Origin of the sequence: Alkaliphilus transvaalensis ATCC 700919, assembly GCF_000621485.1 — a bacterium.
GTDB lineage: Bacteria > Bacillota > Clostridia > Peptostreptococcales > Natronincolaceae > Alkaliphilus > Alkaliphilus transvaalensis.
The window spans coordinates 142,855-161,789 of the sequence record NZ_JHYF01000001.1 but is presented as its reverse complement, the minus strand read 5'-3'; the positions used below and the strand labels follow the sequence as shown (position 1 = coordinate 161,789).

The following is an 18,935-nucleotide window of genomic DNA, read 5'->3' as shown; positions in this document are numbered from 1 at the left end:
GATCTCTTTATCTTCTTCATTTACGGCTCCAAAATGTTTTTAAGTCTGGAGTAAAAATCATCCAAAGGGCAAATAGCATTGCAATTATTCCAGTAACTATAAATATTTTTGCAGGAATAATTATATCTGATAGCACTCCAAAAAAAGCTAAACCAACAGGTACTATTGCTGCCGAAGTTGTATTAAGCAAGGCAAAAAACCTACCTCTATACTCATCAGGAACCCTTCTTTGTAATGCTGTAAAAAAAGGTATGGTAATTAATGAGTTAAACATCATTAAAAGGACTGCCATAATACAAAATAAAATAAATACTGGCATCACACCTACTTCCCTTAATATTGATGGAATAATAGGTATACCAAAAGCAATCAGTATAGAAGCTTGGGCAATTAGAGCTACTTGTACAATTCTATAACTATTTTGAACTTTGGTAGATAGAGAAATTAAAAGCATACCAACTACTGCACCAACTGGAAATAAAGACTGAAGATAACCAAATTCTTTAGCCGTCATTTCTAAAGTAAACTTAACCGTTTTGGGAAATATGATCTGTAATATTGGTTGAATGATAAAGTTAAGGGTTAGGGCAAAAATCATTATTTTTAGAATCACTTTCTGGCTTTTTACAAATGCTATTCCAACTTTAAAGTCCTCCCAAAGACTAAATTTATCCTCTGTGCTTTTTGGGGTTCTAGAGGGCAGTTGTATGAACATTTCTGAAATACCTGATCCTATAAAAGAGAGTCCATTAACCATAAAAACCCCCACAATTCCAAGTCGATAGTATAAGATTCCTGCTATTGCTCCTCCTATTGTCCAAGAAAGTTGGCGACTAAGTTCATTTAATGCATTAGCCTGCCCTAGGTGTGCTTCATTAACGACATTAGGTACAGAGGAATCTACAGCAGGATTAAAAAACGTACCAAAAAAAGCACATAATGATGTAATAACAAATAGAGATTGCAACGGATAGAAATCACGATAGACTAATAGGGCTAATAGTAGCATTAAAATCCCCTGCATAAAGTCGCTTCCATAAATAATTTTCTTACGGTTGATTCGATCTACCAAAACTCCTGAAAAGGGCCCAAAAACAATATAGGGGATTAACACACACGTGCCGAATATAGCCATGTACATCCCAGAGCGTTCCTCTGTAACAGAGCTCATAATAAACCAAGCAACCGCCACTTGATGTATCCCATTACCTAAGTTAGATACAATATGCCCTAAAAACAATAACATATAATTTTTGTTACTAAATAAACTTTGTTCTTTCGTCCTTAACTCTCCACTCATGATATCCCTCCACATGTCATTAATAGTTTGCTATTAGAATCGAAATCCTCTTCTATCAAAGTTAGCAGGTAGACCCTTCTATTATATTTAAATCAACATAGTCTGGCATATTAGGTACTTCCTCCAACTTATATTCTAACATGACTAAATCTTCCTTTTCTTCTACCTCTTCAAATCCGGCAAATTTATAAGTTATATACATCATCCTATTTCTATCGGTTGGTTTAAATTCTGCTAAAACCTTTACACCAGCCTTTTTTCCTAAGGTTAATATATGATTTAACAAAATAGAACCTACCCCTCTAGAGATTACACGACAAGACATTAACAATAGCTTAATAATCCAAACATCTTCCTTACACTCTAAAAGTGCCAAGCCAATTTTGCCATAAGTACCATATTTATCCTCAAGTTCAGCCATTAACAGTATATGATCATCAGAAAATCGTAAGGCATCTAATTCTTCATAGGAATAGGTATATCCAGTTGCATTTAATTGATTAGTTCTTACCGTTAATTCTTCAGCTCTTTTTAAATCGTCATCCATTACTGGCGAAATAATCAATTTCATATTTAAAGACTTTAGAAAGTCTTCCTTTGGTCCTACATAGGTTTCTTCTAATTTATTTCTTTTTATATCACTCATATAGAGTAACCTTCGCTGTTTTGAGTCCTTTGTAATAAATTTGGGGTTCATTTCTGGCATATCTAAAATCCTGTCAATTAAAGATGCATCGATACATAAAACTTCTGGCAATTCACTATTTACTTCTTCTCTTTCAAATGCCTGATCATCAACAAAAGCAATAGTGTCCATTCCTATATTGATCTCAGATTTTATTTGTGATATAGATGAGGATTTAGCATTCCAGTTAATTTGTGGATACAAAAAATACTCTACTAACCCTAATTCATTTAATTTTTCCATAGCCATGCTATGGTCATTTTTACTAGCTATTGATTGTAATATACCTCGATGATCTAATTCTTTTATGATATTTCTAATATTATCTTTTAATTTTATGCGAGAATCTTCAATTAGGGTTCCGTCCCAAATTGTATTATCTAAATCCCAAACAACACACTTAATTTTTCTTTCTTCCCCCATTGTTATTCCTCCCCTATACATTTTTAATTTACCATTATTAGATAAATTTAATAGGTTGCAATATAGCTAAAAACTTTAGCTATATCGCACAAAAGAATTTGTTGCAATAAGTACTTCATGCATCTGAGTCGTACCCTCAATAATTTCATTAATCCGTGCATCTCTTAAATACCTTTCAATTGGATATTCATTATAACAACCATTACCCCCAAAGATCTGAACTGCGTTATTGGCAACTCGATTAACCATTTTAGCTGCATAGTATTTCGCAATCCATGTATCTACTATTGAATCTGGGTCGCCGACATCCTTTAAATAACCACATTTGTAGCATAATTGCCTAGCAGCTTCTACATCTACAGTCATTTCAGTTATCATTTTTTGAATTAGTTGATTTTTCCTTAAGGGTGCATCAAACTGCTTTCTTCTTCGTGCATATTTTAAACTGTCAGTTAAGCAAGCCTCTGCCAAACCAACACAGCCCCAAGCAACGGTGTATCTTCCATAATCTAGACAACTTAATGCTACATGAGTTATTCCTCCACCAGGAAAACCAATTATATTTTCTATTGGAATTTTGCAATCTTGAAAGGTTAATTCTGCTATCATTGCAGCCCTAGACCCTAACAACTTCTTCATCGGTTTAACTGAAAAACCTGGCGTCCCTTTTTCCACCAAAAACGCTGTAGGCTTTCCTTCAAGCTTTGCAAACACGATTATAATATCAGCAATTTGACCCATAGTAATCCATTTTTTATGTCCATTAATGACATAGTGTCCATCTACTTGGCTAGCGACGGTCTCAACACTTTTTGCATCACTACCAATATTAGGCTCTGTTAATGCAAAAGCTCCAATAGCCTCACCTTTTGCCATTTTGGGCAACCACAGGTTCCTTTGTTCTTCACTTCCCCATTTTAATATCGCTAAGCTACACATACCATGGACAGTTAAAAGACCTTTAGCTGAGGAGCACCCTCTACCAAACTGTTCATTTAATAGACCTATAGTAATTTGATCCCAATCTAGCCCTCCATATTCTTTGGGCAGAGGGGCTCCTAAATACTTGCTTTCAATTACTTTTTTTAACATCTCTGGATTCATATTTTCTTCTTCATCATTATCTTTTGCATAGGGTATAATAGATGTATCAACAAATTCTTTAAATTCATCTTTTTTCTTAATTTGCTCATCAGTTAATTCTATTCTCATTTTTTCTCCCCCAGTCTATAATTTTTCTGTTACGTACTTCTTGCATCAACAAAGGCAACGATAGAATCGATTGTTCTGAAGTTTTCAAAATTTAGATCTTTATTATCAATTTTAATATTAAACTCTTTTTCAATGAACATGACTAATTGCATTGCAAACAAAGAGTTTACAAAACCAAGGGCAAAAATATCCTCATGGTCTTCAATCTCCCTTTGTCTATAAAATCTACTAAGAAATTTTTTAACATTACCTTTTACTTCCTTCATTTTTATTCCTCCTCATTTTTATTTATCAGTTCTTTATCTTTAAAATAATGCTACTTCTAATATTGGTAAAAACCTTCGCCACTTTTTCTTCCCTTTAAGCCTGCTTGTACCATTTTCTTTAAAAGGGGAGAGCACCTAAATTTAACATCTTGATACTCTTGATAAAGGATGTTAAGGGAATCCATTACCGTATCTAATCCAATTAAGTCAGCAGTTTCCAAAGGCCCCATTTTATGACCGAAACATTCTTTAAAAATCTCATCTACCTCTGCAGGAGTCGCAACTCCATCCTGAACTACAAAGGCAGCTTCATTCATTAATAAATGGGATATTCTATTTGATACGAAGCCAGGGTAGTCATTAACCACGACACATCTTTTATTCATTGTGGCTAATAATTCTTTTAGGGAATTAATCGTTTCCTCAGAGGTATGAAATCCCTTTATTGCTTCTATAACAGGTTTCATAGGTACTGGATTCATAAAGTGTGTACCAATAACCTGTTTTGGTCTTTTTGTTAAGGCTGCTATTTTAGTAATGGAAATGCAAGAGGTATTAACTGCAAATATACAATGGTCTGGACAAATTTCATCTAACTTATTATAGACATCCCTCTTTATTTCCCATATTTCTGGAACATTCTCAATAATAAAATCGACATCTGATAAAAGCTCATAATCTAAAGTAGTTGTAATTCTATCAATAACTTCCTCTGGTGATAGGGACTCTTCCTTTTTATTAAAGAAAAATTGCATTCTTACATTGTTGTAAATCTCTTCTTTAGCTTTTTCCAATAAATTTGTGTCGATATCCACCAAGATAACCCCATGACCTGCTTCGGCGACACTATGGGCGACACCAATTCCCATTACCCCAGCTCCAATAACTCCTACTTTTTTCATTTTATCCCACCTCTTTAATATTGTTTATACTAGCTTCTTCCTTTTCATTTATTCGTTTTTGTAATTCTGCAATATGCCTTGCATCCCTTGCGATCTCTTTAAGTATTTCCTCACCTTCTTCATGAGGTACTTGCTTTACTTTTAAAATATCTTCCAATATTAAAATTGCTTTTAGACACTGTTCATATGTAGGCTTAATTTTTTTTGCTTCTGTATCTAAGTACAATGTTTGGATACGATTATATTTTTCTGTTACCTCTTTTTTGTAATCCGCTATAGCAGGGTTAAAGTTTCTAGTTGTGGCAACTGCACTTAAACATTTTCCAATTACGGTTAACATTGGGGTAGCATTAGAAACATCGGCCTTCATAATTTCCATCAATTCTTTTCTTTCTGGTAGATTATCAAAGGAATAACCTTTCATTTCTGTTTTTTGAGTATTCAATAAACCAGTTAAAACATTTTTACTACCCAATTCTAAAATGCTTGTCACTCCCATTTTTTGAAGGTAATTGATAACTTCCCTCCATCGAACTGGCTCTATTAAATGCCTTGTTAGCTGCTCAATAATCTTATTTTTATCCCTATAGGGTCTTGCCGTTACATTGGAGATTACAGGGTATTTAAAGTCATTAAACTTAAACTGTTTTAAATACAGACTAAATGTTTCTGCCGCTTCTTTCATTAGAGGACTATGAAAGGGTGCACTTGTTAAAAGGGGGGTAATATTTAACCCCTTGTTCATTAATTGATCTTCCAACTCTATTATATCCTGTGAGTATCCTGCAACATTAACTTGATTAGATGCATTATAGCAACAAATCCAAACTTGTCTTCCCTTTTTCCTCAGTTTTTCACATTGAGCTTCTATTTCTTTTATCTCGCCCCCATCTACGATCGTCATTATTCCGTCCCACTTTTCATTCCCTTCAACCGCTAGTAAAGAACGGTGTTTGACAATTTTTATTGCATCAGAAAAATCTATTGCACCACTACAAGTTAGTGCTGAATACTCCCCAAGGCTATGTCCAGCTAAAAAATAGGGAGGAATTCCTATTTCTTCTATATACACTCTATAGGCTGCAACACTACTTACTAATAGTGCTACTAAGCTATTCTCCATCTTAGATAATTCAGCTAAACTACCTTCAAAGCAAAGTTTAGCTAAGTCATAACCAAGAGTATCATTTGCTTCTTCAAAAGTTCGTCTTACTATTGGATAAGTATTATAGTTTTTGTTTTGCATTCCAACATATTGCGAGCCTTGCCCTGGAAAAACAAATGCAACTTTCTCCATACTGTGTACACCTCCATCATCTAAACTTAAAATCTTAATTTTATTAATTAGCTTTTTTCTGCCCTCCTTCTGGCCAACTACGATTCTTTTCAAATCCATAGGTGGGCAAACTCACTTTCTGTCTACTTCTCCCTTCATATAAATAAGTCCATGAAACCTGAGCACCTCTTATATATAACTGACAGATTCGATTAAGTGTTGCTATATCTTCACGCTCTTTCAAATTTATGATGAGTTGCTGGGCTTTTCGAGATATTTCTTCTAATTCCTCCTCAAAAATTTCATCAAACCCTTTGTGACTTTTTACCTTCATCACAACTTTATGCTGGGCATAGAATACACCTTTTTCTAATTGAGATCTAAAGTTGAAGTTCATAAGCTTATTGTATAAGTCTTCTATACTTTCAATAATAAAAATTCCTCTATATTGATGGTGGCCTCTGCCTACATTGGCTGTATAACATATGTTTTCAATTGATTCTGTCGAATCAGACTTTAAATAAATAATATATTTATTTATTAGATTCTCTAATGCCTCTTTACTTTTTGCTGAAATCGTAAAAATCTCTTTCCTTTTAGTTAAGGGAATCATTTCTTCCTTTCTTTCTTCAGCTTCTTCTAAAATAACATGGCAGTTTGTTCCTGAAAAACCAAAGTTACTGATTCCACACCTTCTAGGGGTCTCACCCCTTTCCCATTTACCTAACCTTGTATTTACATAAAAAGGAGAATCTGTAAAGGATATCTTTCTATTGGGGACTGCGAAATTTACCATAGGAGGTAATATTTTATATTTTAACATTAAACTACATTTTATTAGTGCTGCTACCCCAGAAGCTTCATAGAGATGACCTATATTAGCTTTAACAGAACCAATAGCACAAAACTGTTTTTCTTCTGTATAGTGATTGAATGCCCTTGAAAGGGCTTGTATCTCAATCGGATCACCTAAGGGGGTCCCTGTTCCATGGGCTTCAATATAGCCTAATGTTTTAGGGTTAATATTAGATTTTTTATATGTGTCTATCAGTACATTTTTTTGAGCTATTAGGTTTGGGGCAGATAGACCTATAGAGCTTCCATCTTGATTAGATGCGGTCCCCTTTATTACTGCATATATTTGGTCTTTATCTTCAAGGGCTTTATTAAGGGGCTTTATTAAAACTGCAGCAACGCCTTCTCCTTCCCCTGTCCCATCAGAAAGATCGTCGAAAGTTCTAGTTCTCCAATCTTTAGATTCTGTTCCAACCTTTTCCTTTGAATCAATTGGAAGTATTTTAAAACGTACACCTCCAACGATCGCTTGTTGACAGTCGCCATTTTTAATTCCTTGACAAGCCAAATGTAAAGCAACCAAGGAAGATGAGCACGCAGTATCAACCAACATACTAGGTCCTTTAAAATCCATAAAGTAAGACAATCTCCCACATATATTAGATGATAATGTTCCCGTTGGCGATGCTTTATCATTGGAACTATTTAAAATTTGTTGATATTTATAGCCTTCTAAATCTCCAATGTAACCTACATAAACTCCTGTTCTGCTTCCTCTAAGTTGGTCTCCTCCATAACCTGCATCTTCAATAGCTCCATAGGCTACCTGTAGAAATTTCCTTTGAGCTGGATTCATAGCGATAGATTCTGAGGGCATTACTTTAAAAAATTTATAATCAAAGGAATCTATGTCATCTAAGTAGCCCCCCTCTTGGAACTTCAAAACATCTGGGGCTTCCTTTTGAGACCTTAAGTAGGGTGTAATATCATTTTTCCTATTGTTTGGTATTTGTTTTAAGCATTCAACGCCATTACTAATAATCTCCCAATATTCTTGTAAATTCGTTGCCCCAGGTAAATGTACCCCCATCCCTATTATTGCAATATCAGTAGAAGGTATATCTGACATGTTTTCTGGGGTCGGGTTATTTTCATCTCCAAATTTAATATATTGTGCTAAACTTTTTATTGTAGGATATGAGAAAAAGTCTATTACTTGTAAATGTGCTCCATATTCTTCTTGTACAATCCCTGCCATTTGGTTTAAAGTTAAAGACCCTAAGCCTAGCTCAAAAAAATTAACATCTAAAGTAATTTCTTTATCTGGTATAATACTTTTACAGATTCTAAGCAAATTTCTTTCTATGGTGTCAAGCTCATCAGCTACATATGTTTGTCTTTTTTTATTACTCATTAATTGAAGCTCTTTTATTATTAAATCAAACTCACCCGCTTCAAATTGCTTCGATAAATTGAATCGTTGTACTTTTCCACTAGTTGTCTTTGGTACTTTTTTAATTGGCAAAACATAGGTTATTTCAATTCCAACCCTCATACTGAAATGTTTTTTTATTTTAGGGGGCATCTCTTTAAAACTCTCTAAATTTTTCTTATGTAGTATAAAGGCTGCAATATTTTCAGCTTGGGTAGCAGGATCTTTTACTGCTGTTACAATAATTTTACCTAATTCAATTTCATCCAATTCTTCAGCTATTCTTTCTAAATCGTGGGCATAATAGTTTTGTCCATTAACAAATACAACATCCTTTGCCCTACCAATTACAACTACCCTATTGTCCTTCATAAAACCAAGATCTCCAGTGTTTACCCATCCGTCTTGGGATTTCATCTCCCTCGTTTTCTCTTCATCATTATAATATCCTTGTGTAACGTTTCTACCACTTATCTGAATGTAACCAACCCGCTCATCTTCTAAAACATTATCTTTTTCATCACCTATTCTCATAAAGCAGTGCTTAATTGCTGGCCCTTCATCAAAAAAGGTTGCTGCAAATTGATCTTCTTCACTTTCTAAATACTTCACTTTTTCTCCAATGCCCAAAAACCTTCTATCTAAGACTACACTTCTCATTCGTTCACCATTAACTGGCGGTATCGCTACGCCTACACTAGCCTCTGCCAGCCCATATACTGCAAACATGGCATTTCTATCTAAGTGATACTCATCCATAGCCTCAAAAAACTCATTACATATATCTGCAACAATTGGTTCGGCTCCATTTAAAATGACTCTTACTGACGATAGGTCCCATTCTAACTTTTTTTCTCTTCTTAAAAATGACATGACATATTTATATCCAAAGTTGGGACTTTGTAGTATTGATGCTTTATGGTGACTTGTTTTTTCTAGCCATATCGTCGGTCTTCTAATAAATAGGTTTGTCGGTATGATAAATTGATCTATATTTGAAAAAGTTGCTAGTAGATGACATGCAATTAAGCCCATATCATGGGTCAAAGGCATCCATGATAACAATGAGTCTTCTTCTGTAATTGCTAAGGCATCAGATAACCCTTCTAAATTGGCGATTAAATTATCATGGGTTAAGATTACTCCTTTTGGGTTTCCGGTAGACCCTGATGAGAATTGAATAAAGGCAATATCTTCTTTATTTGGTAGGATACTTACTCCATAATCATCGTGGCAATAAATTTCTTCAATAGTAATATGTCTTTCCATAATCGTGTTAATGGCTTTATTACTACCTTCAGCATATGCCTTTATACCTGTTAATGTTTCTTTGTCTGATATTATGAATGGGTTCTTTAATCGCTCCCACACCTTTAAAACCTTTAACTTACGTTCATCATTGTTTGCTTCTGTAACAGGTACAGCTATAATTCCTCCCAATAGACATGCCCAAAACACATGGATAAAATCTTTGTTGCTATTAATCTGAAATATTAATTCATCCTTTTCTTTTAGTCCATATTTTTGTAGAAAACCTAGTACTTTTAGTGATTTATCCAGTATTTCACTATAGGACATCATTTCTTCTTCATTTCTTCCATTAATAAAACATATTCCTTTATTAGTGACTTGTTTTTTTCCCATTAGTAAATCACCTAAGGTTTTATAGTTCATCATATACCACCTCTTTCTTGTTAACATCATTTTTAAATTAATCGAATTTTATTTTTTAATCTTTCAAGCATAATACTCAATATACACTATCTTACTTTCTAATAGGCACCAATTACATAGCGATCAACCAAAATCCACCCCCTTTTAAGTAGATTTAACATTTATAAATCCATTATCTTGAAAGAAAGAATTTCTTGGAACACAATCTATTGGGTAATAAAATCGACATACTACACTAATGGCGACTAGCCTTTTAGTCCCTTTGTTATCCCTAAAATAAGTAATAGGAAAGCTATCCTCTGAACCTTCCGAAGGAAGACTTTGTTCATATAAGTAGATTACCAATTAATTTGATTGAAATAAATTATATAAGTGGCATCGTTTCTTTATCTAAAGTCATCCTTAGATCTTTCTAAGGATGACTTTATTCAAAACTTAAACAAAACTTAAATAATAATTGCAAGTGGTTATAGTATGAAATTGTTAATCGGAAAATTTCTAATATCGTTAATATTACTCCTTTAACACTAAGGGGGATGTTCATTTTTTGTATTAATATAGATTTAATATTAATTATGCAATTTTCTGACTTATCATCGTAGTTAAAACTCAATTGGTATTCGTTTGTTATTCATAGAGAATGGATGCACTTATAGGCCTTTTCTAAGGATGGCTGATGGGATAACTCCAAGAAAAATCTTTAAAAGATAAATATGACAGCTGAACCGATTTATTTTATCAGCTGTATTTATAAAAGAGCATACTATTTTACCAAAACTTTAAGTAAATAATGATAATAAGTATGAGTTAAGGGAAATTGTGTCGTTATAGAATTCGCCCGATATAAAGTCCTCATAATATATTTTTTCTATCAAGCAAAGTAAGAAAGGTTATTAAATTATGGATTTATTCTATCTATATTTTTATAATACTACACAGTAATTTCGCATTTTATCTTTATATGATTCATGCATTTTTTTAGACAAATATCCTCTATAACTTTTATGATCAAAGATTACTTCATAGGATGTTCTAGTATAGGGTTTTACTGATTTAATTTTTTCCAAGTTAATAATATTAGACCGACTAGCCCTAAAAAAATTATCGTAAGATAAAAGCTTTTCCATTTCTTTTAGAGAATGATCACATATAAAAGATTCCTTTGCTGTATATACTTTTGTTTTTTTATCTATAGCTTCGATTAAATAAATATCTTTGTTTCTTACAATTTGATAACCGCCAGAAGCCTTCAGCTGAACTATTTTTTCAATCACATCATATTTATGTTTTAATCGACTTATGGTGGTATATAATCTTTCTGCATTAACTGGTTTTTCAATAATGTCAGCAGCATAAAGTCTAACGGCATTTTTTAAGTCTTCTACAGTAGTAGATAAAAATATTAACTCTAAATGAGGCTGGTCTTCCCTAATGAGTTCCCCTACCTTAATACCACTTAGATCAGGCATATGAGTGCTAATAATTGCAATTTGAGGTTTCATAAGCTTTAATACATTTAGAAGATCTTTTCCATTGTCTGTAGAATATATTACTTCTACCCCCTCTACCCGTTCCAACACCTTAATGATATCCCTCCTCAAACCTTCATCAACTTCCCCTACTATAGTTCTTAAACTCAAAGTAAACACCTCCATATTCACTCATGACCAGTTAACACGCCATTATAATTGTTAACACACACCTTGTTAAACTACAACATGTGAAAATTCTTTTGAATACTAGTTTCTTTCATGTTACATCAATGGATATGGCAACAAATCTAATAATGCTATTTACTCATTAATAATAATTTTGTTATACTTTCGCCACAACTTTCCAAATTCCTTTTTTTATTTTATAATATTTTAAAAATTTTTAAAATTTTCCATAAAAAAAAGGATCAATTCAGATCCCTTTTTACATTCCTATACAATTTTAGTTGTCCAATCCTCTACATTCCATATATCAGTCACCCAATCTTCGTAAAATTCAGGTTCATGAGAAACAAGTAAAATTGTGCCTTTAAACTCCTTTAATGCTCTTTTCAATTCTTCTTTTGCATCAACATCCAAGTGGTTTGTTGGCTCATCCAGCACTAACCAATTAATTTCTTTAAGCATAAGTTTACATAGTCTAACTTTTGCGTTTTCTCCACCACTTAAAACCATCATTTGACTTGTTATATGTTCGTTGGTCAACCCACACTTAGCTAAGGCCTGTCTTACTTCAAAATTCGTAAGGCCTGGATAATACTTCCATATTTCTTCAATAGCCGTATTGTTATTATCTCTGCTGCTTTCTTGTTCAAAATAACCGGGGAATAGATAATCTCCCAACTCCACAGTCCCACCTACTGGCTTTAATTGACCTAATAAGGTCTTTAATAATGTAGATTTTCCTAAACCATTTACTCCGCAAATGGCAACTTTTTTACCCCGTTCTAGACTTACATTAAGTGGCTTAGTTAGAGGTTCGTCATATCCAATAACCAGGTCTGTTGCTTGGAAAATTAACTTACCAGGAGTTCTAGCTTCGATAAATTGGAATGTCGGTTTGACTTTTTCCCGTGGTCTTTCAATCCGTTCCATTTTATCTAGTTGTTTTTGTCTACTTTTTGCTCTACCTGTTGTAGAGATTCTAGCTTTATTACGAGCGATAAAGTCTTCCAGTCTTTCTACTTCTTGTTGTTGTCGCTCATATGCCTGTTGCTGTTGCTGCTTTTTAATTTCATACAATTTCATAAACTGCTCATAGGTACCTGAGTACCGAGTTAAAATTGCATTTTCTACATGATAAATTACATTAACGACTTCATTTAGGAAAGGAATATCATGAGAAACTAAGATAAAACTATTTTCATACTCCTTCAGATATCTCTTTAACCATTCTATATGTTCTACATCTAAATAGTTTGTTGGTTCGTCTAAGATCAGAATACTTGGATTTTGTAATAGTAATTTTGTTAATAGTACCTTAGTTCTTTGTCCTCCACTAAGATCAGCAACATCTTTGTCTAGTCCTATTTCCCTTAAACCTAACCCGTTTGCGATTTCTTCTATTTTAGAATCTATCATATAAAAACTATTGCTCTCTAAAATACTTTGTATTTCACCAACATCTTCCATCATTGCAGTAAGTTCATCATCTGTTGCATCTGCCATCTTTTCATAAATTTGTAGCATCTCAGCTTCTAAATCAAACATTTCTTTAAAAGCTTCTCTTAAAGCTTCTCTGATTGATTTCCCTTTTGTTAGTACAGTATGCTGATCTAGATAGCCGACAGTCACACGGTTAGACCATTCTACATTACCAGCATCTGGCATTAGCTTTCCTGTTATGATATTTAAAAACGTAGATTTCCCTTCACCATTGGCACCTACTAAGCCAACGTGTTCTCCCTTTAATAACCTGAAAGAGACATCTTGAAATATTTTTCTGGCACCAAAACCATGACTCATTTCAGTAACAGTTAGTACGCTCATTATTCTCACCTTTACTTTCATATGTTTTCTACCCTTTACATTTTACTAGATATGTCGATTATCTACAATCATTATTATTAAAATCTTTTATTAAATACGCAACTTCATTTTGTTAGGATAGAAAAACCCTACATTTACATTTTTATGATAAGTTTTATGTATAAGGCTTTGAAATTTGGCAATCATTATAATATAAGTGAGATTATATTGGTTAGGTATTTTAGTCCCCCTTTAATGCCAAAAACTGATATAGTCTCATTTTCTATTTTAATCCTTTATTCTTTCTAACACTTAAAGATTTTTAGCTACACCTTCAACAGAATGTAAGTATGGAGCAGAATTAACCATGGCTGCTAGTATATTATCCTTTATGAATTTTCTATTTGCTTTTCTTTTATAGCAATAAGCATATATGATTTTCCCATCATCCTTCATTACCTTAACTGTCCGCTGGGTTATTTCTAACCCTTTAGCATATACAATTACGATAGGGACCTTGTTTTCTAATGAATAGTTCAATACATATTCAACCATTATTTCACCCCCACTTTTATTTTTATCATACCAGAACATATGTTCTTTGTAAATGATTTTTATCTACTTTCCAGTACTAAGACGACTTTATTTATTACCTTCAAGTATAACTTTAATAATTATGGATAAAATAATAAAAGAGGATGCAAAGACACTTAGGTATTTTAGTCCCCCTTTATGCCTATATCTTTGCAATCCTCTTTCTTTAATTCTTCAACCACAGTTAATTAAGATAGATCCTTCATAAAGAAAAATAAAAGCAGCATTGCTGCTAAATAATTTTCTTTTATTCATCTTTATTTTGAAAGGATTTTAATAATTTTTTTACTGCTCTTTTTTCAATTCTCGATACATAGGACCTTGATATGCCTAACATCTTAGCAATTTCCCGTTGAGTCATGCTTCCCCCGCTACAAATACCATATCTTAATTCGATTACTATTCGCTCTCTTTTTTTCAATACTGAAGCCATTTTTTCATATAGTTTTTTAATTTGTATTTTTAACTCGACTTCTTCTAGTACTTTGTCAGGTTCAGTCCCCAAAAGATCTAATAGAGAAATTTCATTGCCTTCTTTGTCCATTCCTATCGGCTCCTGTAAAGAAACTTCAGTTTTTAGTTTTTTACTGGAGCGTATGGTCATTAGGATTTCATTTTCTATACACCTTGCCGCATATGTTGCCAATCGTGTACCCTTCTTACGATCAAAGGTTGTTATTCCTTTAATTAGTCCAATCGTACCTATGGAAATTAAATCATCTGCATCCACACCAATATTAGAGTACTTTTTGACAATGTGAGCGACTAACCTTAAGTTTCTTTCTACGAGTACATTCCTTGCTTCTTCATCTCCTTCTTCATAACGCTCTAAGTAAATTGCTTCCTCCTCAGGTGTAAGGGGTTGAGGAAAAGAGGTACTGCTAGAAATGTACGAAACTGCCAGCATTAATGGTTTAAAGACCAAGGGCGCAATTCCAGTCAATAAGGCCCACATTTAATAACACCTCCTAGAAAAACCTATATAATAGGTCACTTTAAATAATATGTTGCTTAAGAGGTATATGTGCATGTACTGAAAAGATTTAGATTGTCATCCTTGGCCTTTTTTCAAGCTTTTTCCTTCATTGTAGATTTTATAAGCTTCTATTTAATACCCTAATCTAATTAGCTTTTCTATAATCTCTTTAAATACTGGTACTGCATATTGTCCACCCGATTGACCATTTTGCAGAAAAACCGTAATAGCATACTGAGGATTTTCAACTGGATAGTAACCTGTAAACCAACCATGAAGAACTGGCTGTCCCTTTTCAGTGGATTGAGCTGTTCCAGTTTTACCGGCTGTTAGGTTAGATAAGTCACCTACATTTCGTCCTGTTCCTTGAGTCATGGTTAATTCCATCATGTGTTGAAGCTTCGATATCGTGCCTTGGCTTAATCTTCCCTCTTCAACTAAAGGATCTATCTCGGCTTCCCTATTCTTAAAGTCATCAAAACCAACTATTTTTTCATGCTCCTTATTAACGACTCCTTCAATTAAATGCAGAGGCATTTTAACACCATTATTGGCAATCATTTGAGTTAATTGATTAACTTGTAAAGGTGTTACTTCAATCAGTCCTTGACCAATAGAAATATTTCCTATCGCAGGCCCAAGTAGATTATCACCTTTAGGTAAGTTCCCTTGTTCCTCTTCCTCTAAGCCTATTCCAATTTTTTGGTTAAACCCTAATGCCTCTGCCATTTCAATAATCTTCTTAGCACCTAATCTTTGACCTACCTGAATAAATGTAGAATTACAGGACTCTGCAAAGGCCTCTGCAAAGGTTATTTCACCATTACCCCCTTGATTAAAGGAATTGCATCTAATAACAACATTTCCTACCTGCTCTGCACCTGAGCAAAAAAATACATCATCTAATTCTACTAGATTTTCTTCTAGTGCTGCTGCCGCTACTACGATTTTAAATATAGAGCCAGGGGGAAAAGTTAGTTGAATTGCCTTATTAAACAGTTCATCACCATCACTTCTGAGGTGAGTAGCAATATCATTTGGATTAAAATTAGGTCTACTTGCTAAAGAAAGAATTTCACCAGTTTCTATATTACTAATTATTACAGCACCCCTATCATTACTACGGTCTAGTGCTTCTTCTACTATTTTTTGAAGATGATAGTCTATTGTTAGTTTCACATTTCTTTCGTCTGCAACCCCACTTACCATCGTATATCCTTCACCTGGCAACAGCCTTTTCCGTCCATCCAATACTGCTGCAATGGCTCTACCTTCCTGCCCCTTTAATAAATCATTTAATGATTTCTCAAGACCAGACATTCCTCGTTTATCAATCGTACTTATATAACCGATTACGTGACTAAGCAGCTTTTCATCATCATATCTGTTTTTCTTTTCAATAACAAATAATCCTCTTGTGTTAACTAATCTTCTATCATTCCAATCTAAATCTCCTTTAATGCTAAGCTCTATTAAGTTATTTGATCTTTTGATGCGATTATCAAGCTCTAAAGGAGAACTTCCAGTAAGATCACTTAAAAATTGAAGATTTTCTTCAGTCCTTTGAAAAAGTTGAGGATAGACGATTCCGATGGTATCTTCACTTCGCTCTGTAAGGGGGATGAAATTTCTATCGTATATAGTTCCCCGTCCACTTGTTAAAGGTATTGTTACGTTCCTTTGTTTATTTACCTCTGTCGTATAAAATTCATGCCGCATCACTTGAAGATAAAAAAGTCGTCCTATAAGTGCAACTATTATCGTTGATGCCACCACACCCATAATAATGATTCTGTTTGTATTAATTTGTAAATCATCACCATCTACTCTGTTTTTTCTATTCTTTCGCATAAAAATTACCCCTATGTTTTTTTCTATAGTATTTCCAAAAACAAAGGGGCATAAACTGATTAATATCTAATTTTAGACTCTAAACTACTGAAGATCACTGGCTTATTATTGTTCTTTAACTTCTCTTCTAAGTAAATCATAAGGTTCTACAATTTTGTCTATCTTCATTTTTACAATTTGTTTAGGGTGTGGGGCTACTTCTATTTCCTTACCTTCTTCATCCCACATTTTCTCTATTACTGTTTTTACCAGCTCTTTGTGGGGCCCAATGATTTCAATTTGGTCGCCTTGGAAGAATCTATTTCTTTGCTCAACAGTCACTATCTTATTATTATGATCATAGTCTAAAACCATTCCAATAAAATCATAATTTCTAACATAAGATTTATCTGTGTATAAATGTTCATTTTCATCTGGTCTTTGATGATAAAAACCTGTAGTAAAGTCTCGGTGGCTTGCCTTTTTAATTTCTTCTAGCCATTCTTCTTTACATTCCCAATTTTGTGGATCTTTTAAATAAGCATCTATAGCCATTCGATAAGCCCTCACTACTGTTGCAACATAATAAGTCGTTTTCATTCTACCTTCTATTTTCAAACTATTAATTCCCGACTCAATGATTTCAGGTATATATTCTATCATACATAAGTCTTTGGAGTTCATGATATATGTACCTTTTTCATCTTCATAAACCGGCATATACTCTCCAGGTCTCTTTTCTTCAACGATATGATATTTCCATCTACAGGGCTGAGCACACTCTCCTCTATTAGCATCTCGATTGGCCATATAATTACTTAATAAACATCTTCCAGAATAGGAAATACACATCGCCCCATGGACAAATGCCTCTAGCTCTACCTCTTGTGGTATATGTTCTCTAATTTCTTTAACTTCTTCGAAGGATAATTCCCTTGCCAATACCACCCTTTCAGCCCCTAAATCGTACCAAAACTTCACAGTTCTGTAGTTAACATTATTAGCTTGGGTACTAATATGAATTTCCATCTCTGGTACGGTTTCTTTTACAATTGAAAAGGTTCCTGGGTCTGAAACAATTACTGCATCTACACCAATTTCATAAAGCTTCTTCAAATAATCTGGAAGCTCAGAAAGATCTTCATTATGGGGAATGATATTTGCTGTAACAAATACCTTAGCACCTCTTTCATGGGCAAATTTAACCCCTTCCGCCAGCTCATCTATGGTAAAGTTTTTTGCTGCCGCCCTTAATCCAAAAATTTGACCTCCAACATATACAGCATTTGCTCCATAGAGGATTGCAACTTTTAATCTCTCTAAATCACCTGCGGGGGCTAATAGTTCTACTTTTGTCATGTTTATTCCTCCTGCCTTTTATAACTTAAAGCTAATCCATCACCAATAGGAATAATACTAGTTTCCAGTTGAGGGTGATCACATATAGTCTCTAAGTAACTTCTCATTCTATTCACGATGGTTCTTTTTCTTCTTACCACAAGTTCGTCGGTGGCAATCATTCCTTTATATAAAATATTATCAGAAATAAGCAACCCACCTGGCTTCAATAAATGAAGACAGTCATTTAAAAAATCATTATACTGACCCTTTGCTCCATCCAAGAAAATAATATCATATCTACCTTCTAAAAACCTTAGAATTTCTTCGGCGTCCCCTTGTAGGATTCGAACCTGATCTTCACGATTAGCCTTTTTTATATTTTCTTTTGCTTTTAAAATCATCTCTTCATTTCTTTCAATCGTAGTAATATGTCCATCTTCTCCCATTGCTCTGCAAAATAACAATGTTGAATAAGCAATAGCCGTCCCTACTTCTAATACTTTTTTTGCGCCACTGGTTCTAGTTAAAACTCCCAATAGAGATGCCACTTCCTTATGGACAATGGGAACATGGTTTTCTTCAGCATAAATTTCCATTTCTTTAAACAAGCCTTTTGATTCTGGCAATAGCTCTCTTATATATGTTTCTACAAACTCATTTGTAATATTACTCACAAATAACACTCCTTGCGCTAAATTAAATGTAAAAATAAATCGTAATAAATTCTAGTTGCTTCGACAGATCAAAAGCTTCCGTCGGAAGATTTTA

General features: G+C 33.7%; 14 protein-coding genes. All 14 read right to left on the bottom strand.

The genetic code is table 11. From position 1 onward, the window contains the following. Positions 1–16: 16 nt before the first annotated feature. A complete protein-coding gene (locus T335_RS0100775; RefSeq protein ID WP_026475838.1) occupies positions 17–1,300 on the bottom strand; it encodes an MFS transporter in 1,284 nt (427 codons plus the stop codon). Between the two features lie 61 nt (positions 1,301–1,361). After that, positions 1,362–2,408: an HAD-IIIC family phosphatase gene (locus T335_RS0100770; RefSeq protein ID WP_034327383.1), complete on the bottom strand. Its 1,047-nt coding sequence runs from the start codon at positions 2,406–2,408 to the stop codon at positions 1,362–1,364. A 75-nt stretch (positions 2,409–2,483) separates the two neighbouring features. Next, positions 2,484–3,620, bottom strand: coding sequence for an acyl-CoA dehydrogenase family protein (locus T335_RS0100765; RefSeq protein ID WP_026475836.1), 1,137 nt, complete (start codon positions 3,618–3,620; stop codon positions 2,484–2,486). Positions 3,621–3,649: 29 nt separating this feature from the next. Then, entirely contained in the window at positions 3,650–3,886 is a 237-nt protein-coding gene (locus T335_RS0100760) for an acyl carrier protein (RefSeq protein ID WP_026475835.1), read from the bottom strand. A gap of 56 nt (positions 3,887–3,942) precedes the next feature. Continuing rightward, a complete protein-coding gene (locus T335_RS0100755; protein WP_026475834.1) occupies positions 3,943–4,788 on the bottom strand; it encodes a 3-hydroxyacyl-CoA dehydrogenase family protein in 846 nt (281 codons plus the stop codon). A 1-nt stretch (position 4,789) separates the two neighbouring features. Continuing rightward, positions 4,790–6,085, bottom strand: a complete 1,296-nt coding sequence (fabD, locus tag T335_RS19520) for an ACP S-malonyltransferase (RefSeq protein ID WP_169735920.1) — start codon at positions 6,083–6,085, stop codon at positions 4,790–4,792. Positions 6,086–6,128: 43 nt separating this feature from the next. Next, positions 6,129–9,965 carry a beta-ketoacyl synthase N-terminal-like domain-containing protein gene (locus T335_RS0100745; RefSeq protein ID WP_026475833.1) on the bottom strand — a complete coding sequence of 1,279 codons (3,837 nt, stop codon included), beginning with the start codon at positions 9,963–9,965 and terminating at the stop codon, positions 6,129–6,131. Positions 9,966–10,888: 923 nt separating this feature from the next. Then, a complete protein-coding gene (locus T335_RS0100740; protein WP_051569056.1) occupies positions 10,889–11,605 on the bottom strand; it encodes a LytR/AlgR family response regulator transcription factor in 717 nt (238 codons plus the stop codon). Positions 11,606–11,890: 285 nt separating this feature from the next. Further along, positions 11,891–13,447, bottom strand: coding sequence for an ABC-F family ATP-binding cassette domain-containing protein (locus tag T335_RS0100735; RefSeq protein WP_026475831.1), 1,557 nt, complete (start codon positions 13,445–13,447; stop codon positions 11,891–11,893). A gap of 291 nt (positions 13,448–13,738) precedes the next feature. Further along, positions 13,739–13,981, bottom strand: a complete 243-nt coding sequence (locus T335_RS19515; RefSeq protein WP_051569054.1) for a hypothetical protein — start codon at positions 13,979–13,981, stop codon at positions 13,739–13,741. 286 nt (positions 13,982–14,267) lie between these two features. Then, the gene (gene sigK / locus T335_RS0100725) at positions 14,268–14,975 is read right to left on the bottom strand and encodes an RNA polymerase sporulation sigma factor SigK (RefSeq protein WP_026475830.1); all 708 of its coding nucleotides are present in this window, start codon (positions 14,973–14,975) and stop codon (positions 14,268–14,270) included. A 153-nt stretch (positions 14,976–15,128) separates the two neighbouring features. Then, complete coding sequence (locus T335_RS0100720) at positions 15,129–16,847, bottom strand: peptidoglycan D,D-transpeptidase FtsI family protein (protein WP_026475829.1); 1,719 nt, start codon at positions 16,845–16,847, stop codon at positions 15,129–15,131. A gap of 105 nt (positions 16,848–16,952) precedes the next feature. Then, on the bottom strand, positions 16,953–18,185 hold the full coding sequence (locus T335_RS0100715) for a peptidase U32 family protein (protein ID WP_034327377.1): 1,233 nt from the start codon (positions 18,183–18,185) through the stop codon (positions 16,953–16,955). Positions 18,186–18,187: 2 nt separating this feature from the next. Continuing rightward, positions 18,188–18,841, bottom strand: coding sequence for an O-methyltransferase (locus tag T335_RS0100710; protein WP_026475827.1), 654 nt, complete (start codon positions 18,839–18,841; stop codon positions 18,188–18,190). Positions 18,842–18,935 lie beyond the last annotated feature (94 nt).